The following is an 18,744-nucleotide window of genomic DNA, read 5'->3' as shown; positions in this document are numbered from 1 at the left end:
AGTTGCTCACCAGAAATTTCTATTCAAATTTAATTGCATAAATAATAACAAAGATGAATTATTGAAATAGATTTGTAATGAATTACTTTACAATTTTTTTACGCTCACGATTGTTATTGGGTAATGAAATCCGAATAATTCCTGTAAAGAAACATTGAAATTGATTTAAAATTGAACTAAAAAGTGTTAGTCTACGCACTTATTATAAAACACAAGCGATCCCTAATGAAACAGTCCGAGTCCAACAGTCAAACCACTGCAGAACAACACTTTTTTTCTTCTTTACCCTTACGTGAAGAATTACTTAAAAGTCTTGCCTCTCTTCATTATGAGGTGATGACCTCCATCCAAGTACAAAGCCTCCCGATAATGCTAAAAAAAGAAGATGTTATTGCTCAGGCAAAAACTGGTAGTGGAAAGACGGCCGCTTTTGGACTCTCATTATTAAATAATTTAAAGATTGAATGGTTCGCTGTTCAGGGATTAATTCTCTGTCCGACCCGTGAACTGGCTGAACAAGTAAGCCAGGCATTACGCCGCCTGGCCTGTTTCATGCCCAATGTAAAAATCATTAATTTATCTGGCGGTATCCCAATGAAACCTCAATTGGACTCTTTAAGACATGGAGCTCACATTATTGTTGGAACGCCTGGACGAGTTCAAAAGCATCTCATTAAAGGCTCCTTGACCTTGGAAAAACTAAGCACTCTGGTTTTGGATGAAGCAGATAGAATGCTGGATATGGGATTTTTTGATGACATTAAAACGATTATTTCGACTTGTCCCAAAAAACGGCAAACCCTGCTTTTTTCTGCTACCTATCCGGAAGAAATCAAAAAATTATCCAAGCAGTTTATGATTAATCCTCAGGAAGTACTTATTGAAACGCCCCATGCAGAATTTGATATTGAACAACGCTTTTATGAGGTACCCAATCAGGGAAGTAAATTTGCTTTGCTAAAATCGCTACTTCTGCACTATAAGCCAAGCTCGGCTTTAATTTTTTGTAATACCAAACAACAAACCGCTGATGTCACTGATCAGTTAATCCATACTGGCTTTAGTGCCGCAGCTTTAAATGGTGATATGGAACAGGTTGAACGGGACATGGCCATCATGCGTTTTGCCAATCAAAGTTGTTCCTTATTAGTGGCTACTGATGTAGCTGCCCGAGGACTTGATATTAAAGAATTGCCAGCAGTAATCAATTTTGATCTTGCCTTTGAACATGACGTACATATTCATCGAATTGGTCGAACAGGTCGCGCGGGTAATAAAGGCTTGGCGTTAAGTATTACTACTCCTGCAGACGCCCTGAGAGTCGTTGCTATTGAAGCGGGGTTACCCCACCCAATAGCCTGGGGAAAAAGCAGTGAATTAGACAGTGAAAATGAAACCATATTATTACCCGAAATGGTCACTTTATGCATGGCTTCCGGAAAAAAAGATAAAATTCGTCCTGGAGACATTTTAGGGGCATTAACCAAAGATGCAGGGTTAGCCGGATCAATGATTGGCAAAATTAACATCACGGCTTTTCATTCTTATGTTGCAATTCATCGAAGTCAGGCAGACCGAGCTCATGAATACTTACAACATGGAACATTAAAAGGACGCAAAGTCAGCGTACGAAAAATAAAATAATCTCCATCCATGCCAGATGAGTAAACTTATTTCAGGCAATCACTGAGTGATTGCCTGAAAGCCTGCTTCATCAAGAGTTGATTTTGCGTATTGAGCAATCAACTGGTGAATAGCTGCAGTGGGATGAACATGATCCCAAAATAAATGCCCCGTGCATGCATCAGGAATTGAGTTAAATTTAGCCTGAGTTTGTTGATGATAGCTCACTTCCATCGCTTCCTTAAGAACGGGATTAGAAAGAATAGCCTGCTTTGTTTTTTCATCTAATACAATATTATGCTGTTTTGCCTGCTCCGTTAAGTAATGATCTAATAATAAAGGATTATTAAGCATTGCCCTATAAGAATATCCCCCGTCATAACAAGGTTGGGTAACGTCAGTAATATTAAACTGCTGAGGTTGACTCATTAATTGTTCAAACAAGGTATGCACATCAAAATAAGCAATATTAGTATTGGGATACTGCTCTTTCAATTCATTATACTTGGCTAATAACTTTTCATTATGCTTATTAGTTAATTCAGTTAACAGCTCTTGACGATTCGCATTGATTGCCGACGGCGTTTTGCCCAGATCAGGCAAATTAACCATTAAGATCATTACTGCGCCATGCTCAATAAGCGATTGAGTATCGTTACCAATAGCATTAACCACAGAGCTCGTTATATCCTCAACATTCGTTGGTCCATTTAAGTAATTATTTGCACCAACCCAGATAATAAAGAGGCTTTTATTTTTATTGGTGTAGTTATGTAAGTACAGATAATCGTCTATCTCAGTACCCAAGGTATAAGGTAAATTTTCTTCATAAGAAAGAACAGCCCCAGCCCCTCCAACCGCAAAATCCTGAAAGTTCTCTGTTGCCCCATTAGGAAAATAAGATTGATAAAGATTCTCGACCCAAACAGGGCCATTACTAAAGTGTCCTTTATAATAAGGCGGCGATTTAGGAATGAAATGGCCTAAATAGGTATATAAATTACCATTGTCTGACAGACTATCTCCAAAAGTAACGATCGTATCAAATTTGTAACTATAGGCGTTAAGAGTCACAGAGAGCAAAAAAGCAGTAAGACTAAATTTTTTAAACACTTTCATTCTCCACAATTACGTAGGATAAAAGTTAGTATACCGAGCAAAAATTAGCGTAATATTAAGACTTCCTGGCGATTAATTAGCAATCACCAATTCGCTATCGTATATAAAATAGGATGAATTAGGGGGATTTCAGAAAAACTTCATGGCAAAGGAATGCCATATGCCCTGAATATATTTCGTCTTTGTAAGCCTTGGCGAAGCAGAACGATGCGTCATTGAAAATTTGAATTGCTTCACTTTGTTCGCAATGACGAATACAGATAAGGAGTCGTTTACTTTATGGAATCTGAAACGTATTTTGCTGTTCCTCTTCGCCTGATGCCATCAAATCGATTTGAGAATAAACTTGCCGAGCTGTTTTCAATTCCTTTAAGACAGGACTTGGTAATTTCAATTTTTTTAAACTCGAAAGCACCTCTTCAGGAGATGAGTCAGGTGATAATTTATTGATTACCTCCATTGCCCCTTCTAACTTTTTAATGTCTTTTTTAATATTCTTCATTACAAAATACTGATCTAAACCTTTAAAAAAGCCGGTGGATTTTATAACTTTGGTCTCTATATATTTCATATGCTCGTAACGATCATTAATATTCTTAATGAGAACGTTATTCGTTATTTCAGTAAAGGATTTATCTCTTATACTACCTAACAAAAACTCTACCTTTTTTGAATGAGGCATTTTAAAAAAATCGCCCCATTGTTGTTCTGAGCCAGTCACAATTTCCTCTATGCGCTCCACTCCATATTTCACAACAAATCGTTCCACTTGTTCCCTAACCTTGCTTTTTTTATAATCAATGGTTTCATTTTTAGACGTTTTAGTCTCACCTTCATCACCAGAACCATGTAACTCAGTATAATGGAGTATATTCAGACCTTTTTTGCTGACTATTTTTTTTGCTTCCTTGGGTGAAGCAATGACCAGGCTATCAAAAATGGAACGTACTTGAGTGACCCGATAAAGTTCTGGAGCCTGCCGAAATAATGTGTCTGGGCTGACTAATTTTACTCCATTTACCATACGAAATTCTTTTAACTTTTCATCAAATAAGAAATTTCTTTTTGATAAAAGAAAAATATGTTCAATAGTCATGCGCGAACAACTCTCACGATCCGTTTGAATCAACCTTAAATACTTGGAATTCGTTTCTTTCGGATCTCGATCAGGCTCTAAGCGATAAGCATTGCAATCAGTAAATCGTGACGTGATTTCATCAAGTGCTAAATCAGCAGAACTATCATTAGCAGCATCTAAGCAAAAGACATGCAGCTTCTTACCAGCGATTAGAAAATCAAAAGCGGTCCAATGGTGCTTGTCTTCAGAAAAGAGAGCTACTTGAAATCGCGTGGTATCAGTAAACGTTTCAATATTGTTTTGTAACTCATTCAAAAAATTCAAAAACTCATTGTTTTCCAATGCATTAACTGGATTGTTAAGCACAAAACAATTAAATTCAAGGCCCCTCGAGTTTCGACTTTCTTTTTTTTCAGCAATGGCCAATTTCACTATTGGTATTCCCCAACGTGGATTATTCAAGGCCTGTTCAAGCCATTCGGAACTACTTGGGTTAGAGCTATGATTAAATTTTCCAAACATAGAGTTTTTTTCTACAGAGGAACATATTATAAGTATAGAACTTAAAAGATGAGTCTGAATTTTCAGGCTACTAGGGGTGATCTATATTTCCATCTTCCACCATTCAGCCAAAGCAGTATTCTTGTAATGTGATAAATGATGGGAAAAAAAGAGCCGGGCTTTATCCCGTTGCCGAGTATGCAGCAAACAAAGTAAATAGGTTTGCGCCAATAGTTCAATTTGCGCATCACTTCCACCTATACGAGGACCTTGTTCAATAACAGGCTCCATCAATTCAGCAGCAGCTTTATAATCAGCATTTGCAAAAGCATAAATGCCTTGGCATAAAGGCAAAACAACTTTGGTCCATAAAGAGCCTGAAGGTAGGGAGTGCGCTTGGATTTCCATTTGTTTCAGCGAATCCTCTGCCAATTTTTTTTGCCCCGCTCTCGCTAAACCATAAATAAAATGAGCATTATTAAAGCCCATATAATATTCAAAGGGATGAGTCCCCAAATGACTCACGACAGAATGAATCATTTTATCTTGCGGCAAACCGGCCATATCCATTCGCCATAATAAAGAGAGAGCATCAATTTGCTCAAGTACGGTATTGGGCATAGTTCCAAAAATACCAGGATATAATTTTATGACCTCTTGTTCATTGCGTTGTGCTAAATGAAATAAGGCCAAATGCCAGGTATTATGCCCTTTTAATACAGATAAAATGTGATCCCAAGTACTTCGTAAACTGTCTAAACGTTTCATTCCACCAACCAAATCATGATTTAACAGAGAAACATGAGCCAGAGTATGGTGTGCCCAGGGAGTAACTAGATTCATTGCGATTGCAGCTTCTGCCATGTCTCTGGCTTGTGAATAATATCCGCAGAGTTCCAACGCAAAAGAATGGATTGCCAGGAAATGAGATTCATCTTGATTGACTGATGCACATTGATTGCAAACCCGCAAAAAGTTATCTGCCTGAAAGGCCTGACCAGTACAGTAAAAAAGCCATTCCAACATCTTAAGTGCTAAAGTATCTCTCGGAAAAAGTTCAATAACGTTCTCCAATAAATTAATAGCTTGAGTGTAGTCCCGCTGGTACCAATTGAGTACTGCCTTATAAAGTATTTGTTCACGCAGATTCGCAAACTCCAAAAGCTTTTCAGCTTCTAATAGATGAATTTGAGCCTGTTTATCAACTTCATATTCCTGGGCATACAAATAATAAGCTGCAGCATAGATTTGAATCAGCAAATTGGATGGATTACGCTGGACTGCATCCAGAATATTTCCGGCACTTTGCCCTGAACCCAGCACTTGCTGATGGAAATGATCAATACTATCAATAACATCACGAGAATCAGTGGTGACTGCTAATCCACGCTGCGTGTACATCATCATTTGCGCTCATCAATAAAAATTATTTAATAAATCATAGCACATATAGCTCAAAAGATTGGGGAGACCTGCAATCCTAATCCTCGAGTCATCTCGAGCCATCAGCGAGAGCTCCCCAGCAATAAGAACAATGTTCTACTTCATTATTATTTTAATTCAATCACCATTACCTTTACGGCATGATTTGTCATATTCACATCATTATGCAATTCATTTGGCACGTCTTTACCAAGATAATAAGCTTTATCTTTTTCCAGTTTTAAATAATGGGTTTTCCCTTTATTGGTGGTGATTTTTAGTAAGCCATCAGTGAGCGCTACAACCACGCGATCGTGCTCATGACGATGCATTGCCAGTGCCTGACCGGATGCAGGGTAAATAATTGTCTTCCAAACAGTCACTTTGCTATTGGAAAACTGTTCAACCCGCTTGGTTAGCTCCCCTTTTGCCTGAACAAGACCCGTTGTGGTACCTAATAAGACAGCAAGTGCTATCCGCCAATAATTTTTCATCAATTACCTCCCTATTTTTAATTCCAGATTAGTGTATCACTGCATAAAAAACTAAAAAATTGGTATCTATGGATGCTGGCCGTGGTGTTTCAGTGTAAAGTATTCTGCATCTAAAAAAGGTTTATCCAATGCGACACTATCTAAATATTATTTTTAGCGATCATAGCGATTGTCTTCGTAAAAAAATCACGAGTATTTACCGTTTTTTATTCTTATATCATGTATGTGTATGGTTATGGGCGTTTTATTCCTTGCATAATAATCCTCTTTTGTTCAGTACAGCCGTATTAGCTTATACCTTTGGTTTACGTCATGCAGTAGATGCAGATCACATTGCTGCCATAGATAATGTAACCCGTAAATTGATGCAGGAAGGCAAACAGCCAGTATCCGTAGGACTATTTTTTTCTCTAGGCCATTCTACGGTAGTTGTTATTGCCACCGTATGCGTCGCCTTGGCAACTACCACACTAGTACATCACCATTTAACTCGATGGCAGGAAATTGGAACTATGGTTTGTACTTCAATTTCGGCTCTATTTTTGATATTAATTGCTCTTATTAATTTACTGATTTTTATTTCCATATTCAAAATATTCCTGCAGGTAAGGCACGGTAGTCAATATCATGAGGAAGACATTGAACAACTGATGAACACACAAGGATTTTTGGCAAAACATTTCCGACGGCTCTTTCAAGTGATTACTCACAGTTGGCAGATGTATCCTTTAGGTATTCTCTTTGGACTTGGTTTTGATACTGCAACGGAAATCATCTTGCTGGGTATCACCGCATCAGAAATCGCCCAGGGTTTGTCCTTCTGGTCCGTCTTAATTTTTCCTGCCTTATTCACTGCAGGTATGACACTTATCGATACTACTGACAGCATACTCATGGTAAGAGCTTACGGCTGGGCTTTCAGGAACCCCATACGTAAACTTTATTATAATTTAACAATCACCCTAGTCTCAGTACTCGTCGCTTTTTGCCTTGGCACTGTTGAAGTGCTGGGTTTGATCGCCGATAAAATGGAAGCAAATGGTTCTCTTTGGGGATTAGTTAAAGGAATAAACAGTCACTTTGATATCTTGGGATATATTATCATCAGTATTTTTATGGCAAGTTGGATTATCTCAATAGTTACTTATAAATTCATGCGCCTTGATAAATTGGACTATAAAGTCCCAGGAGAGTAACGTTCAGTCTACTCTCCTGGATAAGTGAAGCTATGGTGATAATAGCTGTTTCATCCAACTATTTTCCTGACGAACATACTCTGCTACATCAGAGAGTTCATCAATACGATAAGCATAAAAAACCAATCTATCAGGTATAAACCTAAATCCACAATAAAACTCACTCATCGGCAGGGGGTGTCCATGATACTCAAGCTCTATCTGGCTTTTCTTTTTCGCCAGAATCTCTTTACTGGCAATGGGAGTGGCAGAAGTGGCTGCATAACTATAAAATCGAATTTGTGCTTCACGCGGATAGCTGTTCCAATAGACTTCATTTTCTTCAACTGATAATGGAACTACCGTTCCTTCGATGATCACTTCTCGAGATGACATCTCAAACCAAAAAGTTAAAGCAGCAACCGGATTATTAATGAGCTCCGTCACTTTGCGCGTTCCTTTTTGAGTAAAAAATATCATGCCCTCTTCATTAATTTCGCGAATGGCGACCACCCGACTGCGAGGAAGTGCGGACAAAGTAGCCGTAGAGAGTACGGCCTGCTGAGGATTGGATACGCCTAATCCTTTTTCTTCTTCCAGCCATTTCTTTAATAGATTAATCGGGTCTTTCATGATCATTGATTGAGACTCTTGATAAAAAGAGACAGTTTAAATCCTGAAAGTAATATAAAACAATAACCCTAAACCGCTTTCTATAATCCCGAGGAGATTGCAACGAGGGAACGCCTGAAATAAGCATGAGCCACGTGGTGGAGATCCTTCGCTTCGCTCTGGATGACGTTTCTTAGACCGAGAGACACTGCCATTGACCTAAGCCGCTTTACGTCATCCTGAGGAGTTTGCGACGAGGGATCTCCTGAAATAGGCATGAGCCACATTTGGGAGATCCTTCGCTTCGCTCTGGATGACGTTTCTCAGACCGAGAGACACTGCCATTGACCTAAGCCGCTTTACGTCATCCCGAGGAGTTTGCGACGAGGGATCTCCTGAAATAGGCATGAGCCACATTTGGGAGATCCCTCGCTTCGCTCTGGATGACGTTTTAACAGTGGGGTTCTCTGCAGAACCATAATTAGAGCGATTAAACCTAATATAAATTAAAGAAGGATTAAACAAGCTACAATAAGAACAGAAAACAAGGAAACACATCTGATGAATTTTTAACTAAATTTATAACATAATCGTTTGATCGCATTACTATTCATTATTAAAATACTTGAAAAACCAAAAAAGATTCAGCGATGAAAACAATATTGTTACTGATTGGCTCTAATATTTTTATGACCTTCGCGTGGTATGGGCATTTAAAAAATCTTAATAATAAACCGTTGTATCTGGTTATTTTAATCAGCTGGGGCATTGCATTTTTTGAATATACCTTGCAAGTACCCGCTAATCGTATCGGATATAAGGAATTTAATTTAGGTCAATTAAAAATAATCCAAGAAATTATTACGATGTTGGTCTTCATGGGTTTTGCTTTTTTTTATATGGATAAACCACTGGGGATCAATTTTATTTATGCAGGATTATGTATGGTTGGAGCTGCCTATTTTATTTTTAAATAGGCAGCGATATATAAGCAAAGTCGGTGGTAATCCAGGCTTTATTACATCAAAGGTCTATCTTTCTTGTTGCTGGTTAAATCATTAGTGACAGACGGTACTGTAAGCGGATTTACCTGTCTTGTCTCATGAATTTTCGATTCCATCTTATTCATCGTATTTGTTTTTTGTGCTGCGGAAGTTGACATAGGTCTCACTTCGGGCTTTTTGGCTGCGGTGGATTTAACCGTAGTAGTTTTTGTTGTTTTAGGTTTAGCCTTGCTTACCGTTGATTTTGTCGCTCCTTTAACAGTAGAAGAAGCTGTTTTAGTAGCTTGTTTCATTGTTTTTACAGTACTTTTCATATTCTTACGGATAGCTGATTCAGCTTTTTTTACACTTTTCTTTACTGCACTCTTTGTCGTTGAAGCTGCTTTTTTTACCGTACGTTGCCCCTCGCTCATGACTTCTTTTATGCTATGCTGAGCAACTGTTTGTGCTTGGCTCATCAACTCTTTTGTATTTTGAGTGACCTTGTCAGATAAATTAAGCCAATTTTTTTCCATTAGATTAAACATGTCCCGCATGTAATCCATAGTCTTACGACCGTTCTGGATAAAAACATTCATATGTTTTTCCAAAACCTCTTCAGGCTTTAAAGTAGTAAATAATTCAGCAGGATTTAAATAAGAAAAATTTTGCAATGTTTTCATATTCAATTCAATTAATTCCTGCATTTGTTTTTCAAGTGGATTAATGTGTTTCTGGGAAAAATATTGGTGCGTCATTTCGATCTCCTTATGCTGCATTGCACAATACAAGATTAGTAAAAATAATTTTCTTTGTCAAATAGATATTAAATTGCATCATTATTCAATAGATAAATAAGTTTTATATAATTCCAGATAGGTATTATCTTTTTCCATTATCTGTAATTCCTTATTAACACGCTCAATTAATTTTTTAACATTGTTCTTACAGACGCTTACAAAGAGATCGCAACAAATCGATATCAAACCCTGAGTTAGCGGATATAATGAAAGGAGGATCATAAATTATGAGTGCCAATCTTAATTTGGCTATAAACGGAAGTAAAAAAAGAAAAAACAAAAGGCGAATATCAGGGTTTTAGTTTGCCTCATTTCAATCCTTTTTGTTGATTAATCTATTATAAATCAATTGTTTTCGTATAAGTTTAGTCTAAAATTGTGCTTAAAACAAAATTCAAGGACTCCATTTAATTGGCCTATTTTTTCACAGCAGCTGAATCGCATATTAGAGTTTTTTATTTAAATTTAATCTCTCTATCTGCTAAAACAAAGGTACGATTGTCTTATTTACCCCAATGCATTGATTTACTCTTAAAACTAACCTTACTCATCATCTTAATTGGTGTGATTGTTCCTTTCTCCCCCAAAATGCCCGCCCCCGGGCTTGATTCTTCCTGGGCCCTTGGTCTAAATGAAGCAATAGCTCAAAGACTTTCTTTTGGTAAGGAGATTATTTTTACCTTAGGTCCTTATTCATCTATCTATACTAAAGCTTATCATCCCGCAACAGATCTGATGATGATTGGTGGGAGTCTCTATTTAGCGTGCTCTTACTGGTTAAGCCTCATCCTGTTAATGAGCGGTATTAAATGGCGCTGGACGGTGGCTTTAGGGATATGTCTTTTGAGCATGATTTACGCACGCGACTCTTTATTTTTTACTTACCCATTATTAGCAGGTTTAGCCAACTTTAAAATCATCTCCACGCGCGAGCTAGCAGGGAATCAAAGGATACCGATGCTCTGCGTTATAGTGTTACTTTTTGCACCATTCGGTTTATTACCTTTAATCAAGAGCTCCATATTAATTTTATGCCTTAGCGTTACATTACTCTGTACCCTATTTTTTGTCCTAAATAAAAAAAATAGCTTGGCGTTGATCTGTCTGGTTTCGCCAATCGCTTCGATGCTGTTGTTTTGGATCGGATCCGGACAGTCGATAATTAATTTGCCTCACTATTTTGTTACTTCGCTGTCTTTAGCTGCGGGCTTTACCGAGGCTATGGCTAATGAGGGTAATAATAATGAGATCATTCTTTACTTAGGGGCCGCGGTTTTAATTCTTTGTACTATCGCCTGGCAAAAAGCCATCTCTATTTACCCCAAACTCTTTTTATTGAGTCTTTTTTTCGTTTTTTTATTTCTTTCTTTCAAAACTGGATTTACTCGCCATTATGGCCATGCTTTTATCTCGGGAACCTCCATATTAATTGCTGGGCTGCTGTTACCTTATATTTTTAAGGCTAGGTTCATAATCCCCATTATTATTGCCTCTACCTATACAGCAAGCTCCATCGATGGCCACTATACCAAAATATCTGTTGCCAATAATATCGTGTCCACTTACTCCTCAGCATGGCATGGTTTTAAAAATAGAGTTAAAGAGAAAAACTGGCTAAGCCAAAATTTTGCTCTCACGATGCAGTTCTTGAAAGAGCAATCTTCTTTTCCACTATTACAAGGAACCACTGATATTTACTCCTATAATCAGGCCTATTTAATTGCCTCAAAGATGAGGTGGTCGCCTCGTCCCATATTCCAAAGTTATTCAGTGTTTACCCCAGAATTAGCCAGAAAAAATAAAGAGCATTTGCTCGGTAAGAACAGACCAGATAATATTATTTTTAGAGTAGAGCCAATAGATGGGAGAATTCCATCACTGGAAGATGGCGCCAGTTGGCCGGTACTGTTGCAAAATTATCACCCTGTTCAGTTGGCCAATAACTTTTTATATTTACATAAAAAAAACACCGAAAGGTATCAGTTAAAATCGATAAACGTATTAAAAAGTGAAAGTCATATTTTGGGAGAAGTGGTAAACATTCCTGACCTGGACGAACCCTTGTTTGCTCAAATAAACATTAAGCCAACGGTATTGGGCTCGCTGGCTATAACCTTTTTTAAACCAAAACCGCTTCAAATCACTTTTGAACTAAAAAATGGGGGCAAAAAACAATACAGTATCGTTGCCAATATGGCACAATCCGATTTCTTATTATCGCCTCTAATTGAAAATACTGATGAATTTGCCTTGTTATATAGTGATATTCATTTATTAGATAATAAACAGATTAAATCGATATCCATTACCTCTAACCAGAACAACATCAAACATTGGAATGATGAATACGTCATTCATTTCAAAAGTACCGAGAAATAACCACGTTCCTTTGCCGGCATCATTATTTTTAATTTTGTCTTGACTCTCACGTTACGTGATAGAATACACTCAATGTGCTTATCAAAGGTGCAAAATGAAATTTTATAAGATTAAAGAAGTGAGCAAACTCACCTCGCTTAGTATTCGAACCTTGCAATACTATGATGAGATTGATTTGCTTAAGCCATCTCGACGAACAGAAGCGGACTACAGATTGTATTCGCAGGAAGACTTATTACGCTTGCAGCAAATAACAACCTTGAAATACCTCGGCTGTTCTCTTGCCACAATTCGTAACATCATTCAGCATCCAGGCTTTAATCTAAAAGAATCATTAGCTCTGCAAGCAAGAGTATTAGCAAAACAAGCGCAACAAATTAATGAGGCTTCCGCTTTATTAAATTATATTGCAACTCAAATTACAGCAGGACAACCGATAAACTGGTATAGCACTACCCAAATCATTAATATTTTGGAGGCATCAATAATGAGTAAGGAATTAAAAAAAACATATCAAAATATGGCGGATAAGTCAGAGTTAGGGCATCAGTCAGAATACGACAACCAATATAATCCTGAGCGTTTATATGCTATTCCCAGGGCACCCAAACGCAAGGAAATCAACCTGGATCCGTCCCTTTTACCTTTCCATGGATTTGATTGCTGGAATCATTATGAAGTGTCCTGGCTCAATCCCAAGGGCAAACCAATGGTTGCAATAGCAGTCATTTCTTATGATTGCCATTCTCCTTTTATTATTGAATCCAAATCATTAAAACTCTATTTTAATTCATTTAATAATCATGTTTTCCCGGATGTTGCAACAGTCACCCAAACAATTAGTCGCGATTTAAGCAGTTGCATCGATGCAGAGGTCACTGTAAACATCACTCCTTTAGCAGAAATGACCAATCAAGCCCTTCAGGCATCCTTTTCAGGTATCTGCCTGGATCTTCTGGATATCGAATGCTCTGCTTATATAGTAAATACTGATTTTCTAACCACTTCAGAGGAAAAAGTAGAGGAAGTCCTGTATTCTGACTTGCTCAAATCAAATTGTTTAGTAACTAATCAACCTGATTGGGGAAGCGTGCAAATTGCTTATCGCGGCAAAAAAATAAATCATGAAGGATTATTAAAATATCTGGTTTCCTTTCGTAATCACAATGAGTTTCATGAACAATGTATTGAACGTATATTTACTGATCTCATGACTCGCTGTCAGCCAGAATCATTAACTGTTTATGGCCGCTATACTCGTCGAGGTGGGTTGGATATTAATCCTTACCGTTCTACAGAAACGTGTTCTATGGCCCATAAAAATATCCGTTTGATTCGTCAATAAAGTAGGGGGTTGATGAAAACACAAGGATGCTGATGTAGCAAAGCGCTATAACCACTATATGACATAGATCAATGTAATTATCTTTTATTCTAGTTATCTTTCCTTATTGACAGATAACTAGAGAAAAAATGAAAAATTATGACGTTATAATTGTAGGGGGTGGACCGGTAGGATTATGTTTTGCGGCATCTGTTGCAAAACTAGGTTTGCAAGTTGTTGTGATTGAACAGCAAAGTCAGGAAAATCTTGCGTTACCCGCCAAAGATGGAAGAGATATTGCGATTACACCACTGTCAAAAAAAATACTGCATGAGCTCGGAGTCTGGCAGCATATTCCAATGGATATGATCTCCATAATTAAACAGGCAAAAGTATTAAATGGCGCATCTTCACATACTCTAGATTTTGATGCCGGCGCTGTTGGCAAAGAAAAACTTGCTTATATTGTTTCAAATCATCTAATTCGAAAAGCAGCATTTCAAAATGCAACACAATACAGCAATATTTCCTTGATCACTGATGTAGGCGCCGTTGATGCCTACTCAACGGATAAATCAGCATTTTTAACCTTATCCAATGGGAGAAAATTAACGGGTCACTTGTTAGTAGCAGCAGACAGTCGTTTTTCGACCATTCGCGAGAAAATGGGTATCTCCTCGAAAATAAATAATTTTGGCAAACACATTATCGTTTGCCAAATGGAAATTGAAAGAAATCATAACCATATTGCCCATGAATGTTTCTATTATGGTTATACTCTGGCTACATTGCCCTTATGCAATAACAAGTGCTCCGTCGTATTGACTGTTGTGCCACATAAGGCTCGTCTTTTTATGAACATGAATACGGAAGAGTTCAACTCTAAAATTGAAGAACTCAGTCTCTTTAAATATGGCAAAATGAAACAAATAGGAGAACGCTATCTCTACCCTCTTGTTAGTGTGTATGCAAATCAATTTGTTGGGAAATGCTTTGCTTTACTTGGGGATGCCGCGGTAGGCATGCATCCTGTAACAGCGCATGGATTTAATTTTGGCATTCAAGGACAAAATAATTTATCCAACAAAATTAAAATGGCCTTAAAATCAAATTCATTTATTGGATCACAAGCAATGCTGGTTCGTTACGAACGTGAACATAGACAATTAACTAAACTGCTTTATATAACAACCAACACCATCGCAACGTTATTCACCAATGATACCCTCATGATAAGAGGTGTACGCGATGTTCTTTTAAAAGTAGCCAATCATGCCCTTCCTATAAAAAAATTAATTCTGTCAACATTAACTGAAGGAGGCCATCAATCCGACATGTTTTAATTTTTAACCAACTCAAAGTCCAATATCCATTGGATTTGCTTGTTTAAATTGATTGGAATTTCAGATAACAAATCCAATCGCGGATCTTCATAGACATTACTGTCAGGATAGACCGTCTTATAATGCGAAATAATTATATCCCGAGCATCATTTAACCATTGAATTTGCGGGGCAAATAAATGGAGCATCCCTTCTACCCAGCTATCCAGTAACTGCCAATAAGAACTGTCTTTTTTTGTCATTTTAAATTGTTTAATAAAACTCAATGTATGTTTCGCGTCATACCAAATCTCATGAGATATCCATCGATTGACGCTGAATAAACGAATAGGTTGGCCATAACGATTTATTGCAATGGCAACAACATGTGTCATTGGATTGTCGATGTTTTTATCCCAATCGACTAAAGAAGTTGGTCTAATTTGTTTCGAAATACGATTATAACGCAAGAAACAATGGAAATGTCCATGTTCCTCCGTTTCAAAATTTTCACGATGGCAATGATAAAAATATTGGGCGCCAGTGTCATGATCAATCCGATCTCCTTTGGGGTAATGATCCATATGTTGAGGAGTTTTTTTCTCCAACGCATAATGAACAATGTTTTCCCCATTTGGAGTAATCATTTGTTGTTGGGCTTCAAGCACCTGTTGCGCATAACGCAAAAACCTGGTTTTTTGATGTTTTGTTAATCTAGGGAGGCTAAATTCGGGTATTATTAACATATGAACCTTCTCCATGTTTCAAACGTACTGGACTGTTGAGAAGAACTGTGAAGCGCGTCCTCTAACTAACCTATAGCCATCAATCACATGACTCCAAAATTATTCTATAAGCAGTTTTAGTAAATCACCTTGATCTACATCATGGAAAAATTTATATAATAAAAAGCCCCTCTTTTAAAATCACAAAGTCTAATTGTTAAACAAATTTAATATTCCATGATGTAGATCAAGGTTATCTATAAAAAAATGTTTAAAATATCCGCAAAGTTAGATTGAGTAACTTAAGAACTTTAAAAAATAAAATTGTTATTTTATGTACTGAGTCAGCAATCCTGACTGTTGTCAGCCAGAACTTTATAGAGGTAGCGTCTTATGAAATCCACTCCATCCCTTAAATTATGGGAACAAGTAAAGGAAATAAAATCTTCTGTGGCTCGTACAATCATTCCTCAAGAATGTTATAAGCGCTCTCGGGGCAAGGCCCTATTTTGGTATTTTTTTGATCTGACGTTGTTTTTGTTTGGATTGAGTCTTGTTTTTTCAGGTTTTAATCTGAAATTACAGCTAATCGGCGGTTTGATTGCTGGTGTAGCCACGGCAATGATGTTTGTTTGGGCGCATGATGCAGCACACGGGGCACTTTTTAAAGACAGCAAAATTTCCGAAATATTGGGCACTATAGCGATGCTCCCCTCATTAAATATTTATCGAATGTGGTCCTTCGGTCATAATAAAGTTCACCATGGGTTCGCCTCTTTTTCGCCAATTGATTGGATATGGCGGCCGTTAACACGTACCGAGTATCAATCACTCTCCGTTTTTCAACGGGCTCTTTATCGGATAGAGCGGTGTTTTTTCACCAGTGCTTTCCATTACTTACGCAGGATTTGGTGGGAACAAATGCTATGTTTTAATCCAGGTAAAGACAAACAACAATGCCGATATTATCGCAATGGTAAATTTATAGTATTGTTTTATGGGCTAGCGATGTCAGTTTTGGCGTATATCTTTGCTGGGGGTTTTATTGGTGTTGCGGTCGCAGTAATTCTACCCTTTATTGTTTTTAATTATTTTATTGCGATAATTGTATACCTACATCATACACATCCCAGTATGCCATTCTTTGATTTAAAAAATGAATGGTCTCATTCTGTTAGTGCTTTGTATTGCAGTACTATTATCCACTGCTCAAAAATCTCCCGCGTATTATTACACAATATAATGATACATATTCCGCACCATCTAGATCCAAGAATTCCTTTTTATAACTTACCGCAAGCTCATAAAGCATTAAAAGATAAGTATGGTGAATATTTTCATGAGTATCATTTTAAGTTACGCCATGTGTTAGGAATTTTTAAGAAATGCAAGCTATATGATTTTGAGAACAAATCATGGATGACCTTTAAAGAAGCCAAAAAATATTGTGTTTCTTAATCATTAATTGACTATCGAGGTATTAATAGCATGAAATCTCCAGAGTTATTATCTCCAGCTGGCTCTTTAAAACGTATGAGAAGAGCGTTTGCCTATGGAGCAGACGCGGTGTATGCGGGCCAGCCTCGTTATAGTCTGCGAGCAAGAAATAACGAATTTTCCCATGAAAAATTAGTTTTGGGTATTAATGAAGCTCATGCGCAAGGTAAATTATTTTTTGTCGCGAGCAATATTATCGCCCAGAATAATAAAATAAATACCTATCTTGATGATCTTACCCCGGTAATTGAAGCAGGCCCAGACGCTTTAATTATGGCAGATCCAGGACTCATTATGATGGTTAGAGAGAAATGGCCTGATCAGCCTGTTCATTTGTCAGTACAATCGAATGTGATGAATTTCGCTGCGGTAAAATTTTGGCAAACTCTGGGCCTTGAGCGAGTTATTTTATCTCGAGAGCTGTCTTTAAAAGAAATACAGGCCATTCGTGAAAAATGCCCGGATATCGAATTAGAAGTATTTGTACATGGCGCATTATGTATGGCTCACTCCGGGCGCTGTCTTTTATCCGGCTATTTTAATCACCGCGATCCTAATCAAGGAGCCTGCACCAATTCATGCCGATGGAAATACGACGTGAAGGAGGGAACAGAGGATGAATGGGGCAATGCGCATCTAGAAACTAAAACTTTTCTATTTGAACAATCTCCTCAACGTGAGGGTAAAATGAACATCATGGAAGAGGATGAGCATGGGACTTATCTTTTTAACTCAAAGGACTTAAGAGCCATTCAACATGTCGAAACACTTGCCCAAATGGGTATCGACTGCTTAAAAATAGAAGGTCGTACTAAATCAGACTTTTATGTGGCCCGCGTAACCCAATTGTATCGAAAGGCCATTGATGATGCCATTGCAGGGAAACCTTTTGACTGGAGTCTCATGGATGCCCTGGAAGGATTATCGCTTCGAGGATACACGGAAGGTTTTTATCGTCGTCATGTTCCTGAGGAATATCAAAGTTATAAAGATCGCAATGAAACAGGCATAAAGCAGCAAGTGGTAGGTGAGTTACTTGATTATGATAGCAGTAGACAATTGCTTGAGGTACAGGTCAAAAATCAATTCTCTATTGGTGATACCCTTGAAATCATGCTCCCAAGCGGTAATCATATTTTTTCACTTGAAGCTCTGGAAAATACTGAAGGACATTCAATTAACCGTGCTCCAGGTAGCGGTCATGTTGTTCGCATTGCAGCTAAGCTCCAAGAGGCTAATCAATTAGAGCATGGCTATTTAATTCGTCATTGGAGCGATAGCAACCCTAGGGCTGACTATGGCGACCATTGATCAATTGAGAGAACAAATTCAAAATACTGATCTTGATATTATTAAACGTTTAGCTTGTCGTCAGAATTTGTGTAAAAAAATTGCTGAGTTAAAAAAACAGGCAGGTAAACAAATTATTGATAGAGAACAAGAAAAAAAGAATTTTGAGTTTTATAAATTACTATCTAAAGAATACGCTATTGATCCTCAATTTGTTGCGCGTTTATTTAGATTAATTATTATCAACTCCAGAACCATACAACAACAAACAATCGGCGAAATCGATTTATCCTAAATTCAACAGTCTAATCACTTTGAACCTGTTAACGTCATCCAGAGCAAAGCGAAGGATTTCCCAAATGCGGTCCATGCCTATTTCAGGAGCTCCCTCGGCACAAGC

Annotated in this window: 16 protein-coding genes and 1 pseudogene; 10 read left to right on the top strand and 7 right to left on the bottom strand. The window is 37.6% G+C overall.

Going from position 1 to position 18,744, the window contains the following annotated elements; translation table 11 throughout:
• Positions 1 to 225: 225 nt before the first annotated feature.
• Positions 226 to 1,644, top strand: a complete 1,419-nt coding sequence (dbpA, locus tag LOX96_RS14440; RefSeq protein ID WP_250423423.1) for an ATP-dependent RNA helicase DbpA — start codon at positions 226 to 228, stop codon at positions 1,642 to 1,644.
• Positions 1,645 to 1,683: 39 nt separating this feature from the next.
• On the opposite strand, the gene LOX96_RS14435 is transcribed toward dbpA, so the two are convergent.
• The 4 genes from LOX96_RS14435 to LOX96_RS14420 all read right to left on the bottom strand — a co-directional run bounded on the left by LOX96_RS14435 (position 1,684) and on the right by LOX96_RS14420 (position 6,240).
• Positions 1,684 to 2,736 (bottom strand): SGNH/GDSL hydrolase family protein, encoded by a 1,053-nt coding sequence (locus tag LOX96_RS14435; protein ID WP_250423422.1) that lies wholly within the window; start codon positions 2,734 to 2,736, stop codon positions 1,684 to 1,686.
• Between the two features lie 283 nt (positions 2,737 to 3,019).
• Positions 3,020 to 4,342, bottom strand: a complete 1,323-nt coding sequence (locus tag LOX96_RS14430) for a YopJ family acetyltransferase (RefSeq protein WP_250423421.1) — start codon at positions 4,340 to 4,342, stop codon at positions 3,020 to 3,022.
• An 81-nt stretch (positions 4,343 to 4,423) separates the two neighbouring features.
• Positions 4,424 to 5,722: a tetratricopeptide repeat protein gene (locus LOX96_RS14425; protein WP_431606648.1), complete on the bottom strand. Its 1,299-nt coding sequence runs from the start codon at positions 5,720 to 5,722 to the stop codon at positions 4,424 to 4,426.
• Between the two features lie 149 nt (positions 5,723 to 5,871).
• The gene (locus LOX96_RS14420; protein ID WP_431606645.1) at positions 5,872 to 6,240 is read right to left on the bottom strand and encodes a cupin domain-containing protein; all 369 of its coding nucleotides are present in this window, start codon (positions 6,238 to 6,240) and stop codon (positions 5,872 to 5,874) included.
• A gap of 125 nt (positions 6,241 to 6,365) precedes the next feature.
• Between LOX96_RS14420 and LOX96_RS14415 the strand changes: the two genes are divergently transcribed.
• Positions 6,366 to 7,433: a HoxN/HupN/NixA family nickel/cobalt transporter gene (locus LOX96_RS14415; RefSeq protein WP_250423417.1), complete on the top strand. Its 1,068-nt coding sequence runs from the start codon at positions 6,366 to 6,368 to the stop codon at positions 7,431 to 7,433.
• Between the two features lie 30 nt (positions 7,434 to 7,463).
• Here LOX96_RS14415 and LOX96_RS14410 read toward each other — a convergent pair whose 3' ends face one another.
• Positions 7,464 to 8,051: a pyridoxine/pyridoxamine 5'-phosphate oxidase gene (locus LOX96_RS14410; protein WP_250423414.1), complete on the bottom strand. Its 588-nt coding sequence runs from the start codon at positions 8,049 to 8,051 to the stop codon at positions 7,464 to 7,466.
• Between the two features lie 623 nt (positions 8,052 to 8,674).
• On the opposite strand from LOX96_RS14410, the gene LOX96_RS14405 reads away from it, so the two are divergent.
• The gene (locus tag LOX96_RS14405) at positions 8,675 to 9,001 is read left to right on the top strand and encodes a DMT family protein (protein WP_250423412.1); all 327 of its coding nucleotides are present in this window, start codon (positions 8,675 to 8,677) and stop codon (positions 8,999 to 9,001) included.
• 41 nt (positions 9,002 to 9,042) lie between these two features.
• Here LOX96_RS14405 and LOX96_RS14400 read toward each other — a convergent pair whose 3' ends face one another.
• On the bottom strand, positions 9,043 to 9,765 hold the full coding sequence (locus LOX96_RS14400) for a hypothetical protein (protein WP_250423410.1): 723 nt from the start codon (positions 9,763 to 9,765) through the stop codon (positions 9,043 to 9,045).
• A 510-nt stretch (positions 9,766 to 10,275) separates the two neighbouring features.
• On the opposite strand from LOX96_RS14400, the gene LOX96_RS14395 reads away from it, so the two are divergent.
• From LOX96_RS14395 to ubiM, 4 genes and pseudogenes are all read left to right on the top strand, one after another.
• Positions 10,276 to 12,186, top strand: coding sequence for a hypothetical protein (locus tag LOX96_RS14395; RefSeq protein WP_431606647.1), 1,911 nt, complete (start codon positions 10,276 to 10,278; stop codon positions 12,184 to 12,186).
• A 94-nt stretch (positions 12,187 to 12,280) separates the two neighbouring features.
• A pseudogene (locus LOX96_RS14390) lies at positions 12,281 to 12,433 on the top strand (MerR family DNA-binding transcriptional regulator); the annotation flags it as partial.
• Positions 12,434 to 12,673: 240 nt separating this feature from the next.
• The gene (gene queF / locus LOX96_RS14385) at positions 12,674 to 13,531 is read left to right on the top strand and encodes an NADPH-dependent 7-cyano-7-deazaguanine reductase QueF (RefSeq protein WP_250423472.1); all 858 of its coding nucleotides are present in this window, start codon (positions 12,674 to 12,676) and stop codon (positions 13,529 to 13,531) included.
• Between the two features lie 128 nt (positions 13,532 to 13,659).
• A complete protein-coding gene (ubiM, locus tag LOX96_RS14380) occupies positions 13,660 to 14,853 on the top strand; it encodes a 5-demethoxyubiquinol-8 5-hydroxylase UbiM (RefSeq protein ID WP_250423405.1) in 1,194 nt (397 codons plus the stop codon).
• Here the strand turns inward: ubiM and LOX96_RS14375 are convergent.
• Entirely contained in the window at positions 14,850 to 15,578 is a 729-nt protein-coding gene (locus LOX96_RS14375; protein ID WP_250423395.1) for a DUF6969 family protein, read from the bottom strand. The genes ubiM and LOX96_RS14375 overlap by 4 nt on opposite strands.
• Before the next feature lie 372 nt (positions 15,579 to 15,950).
• Between LOX96_RS14375 and LOX96_RS14370 the strand changes: the two genes are divergently transcribed.
• Genes LOX96_RS14370 through LOX96_RS14360 form a run of 3 tightly spaced genes read left to right on the top strand, consistent with a single transcriptional unit; the run spans position 15,951 to position 18,639 of the window.
• Positions 15,951 to 17,015: a fatty acid desaturase gene (locus LOX96_RS14370; protein ID WP_250423392.1), complete on the top strand. Its 1,065-nt coding sequence runs from the start codon at positions 15,951 to 15,953 to the stop codon at positions 17,013 to 17,015.
• Positions 17,016 to 17,045: 30 nt separating this feature from the next.
• Positions 17,046 to 18,365, top strand: a complete 1,320-nt coding sequence (gene trhP, locus LOX96_RS14365) for a prephenate-dependent tRNA uridine(34) hydroxylase TrhP (RefSeq protein WP_250423386.1) — start codon at positions 17,046 to 17,048, stop codon at positions 18,363 to 18,365.
• A complete protein-coding gene (locus LOX96_RS14360) occupies positions 18,352 to 18,639 on the top strand; it encodes a chorismate mutase (RefSeq protein ID WP_250423376.1) in 288 nt (95 codons plus the stop codon). Before trhP ends, LOX96_RS14360 begins: the two co-directional genes overlap by 14 nt.
• The last annotated feature ends 105 nt before the right edge of the window (positions 18,640 to 18,744 follow it).

Source organism: Legionella maioricensis (assembly GCF_023618015.1).
Lineage (GTDB): Bacteria > Pseudomonadota > Gammaproteobacteria > Legionellales > Legionellaceae > Legionella > Legionella maioricensis.
This window is presented reverse-complemented; position numbering and strand designations above follow the sequence as displayed.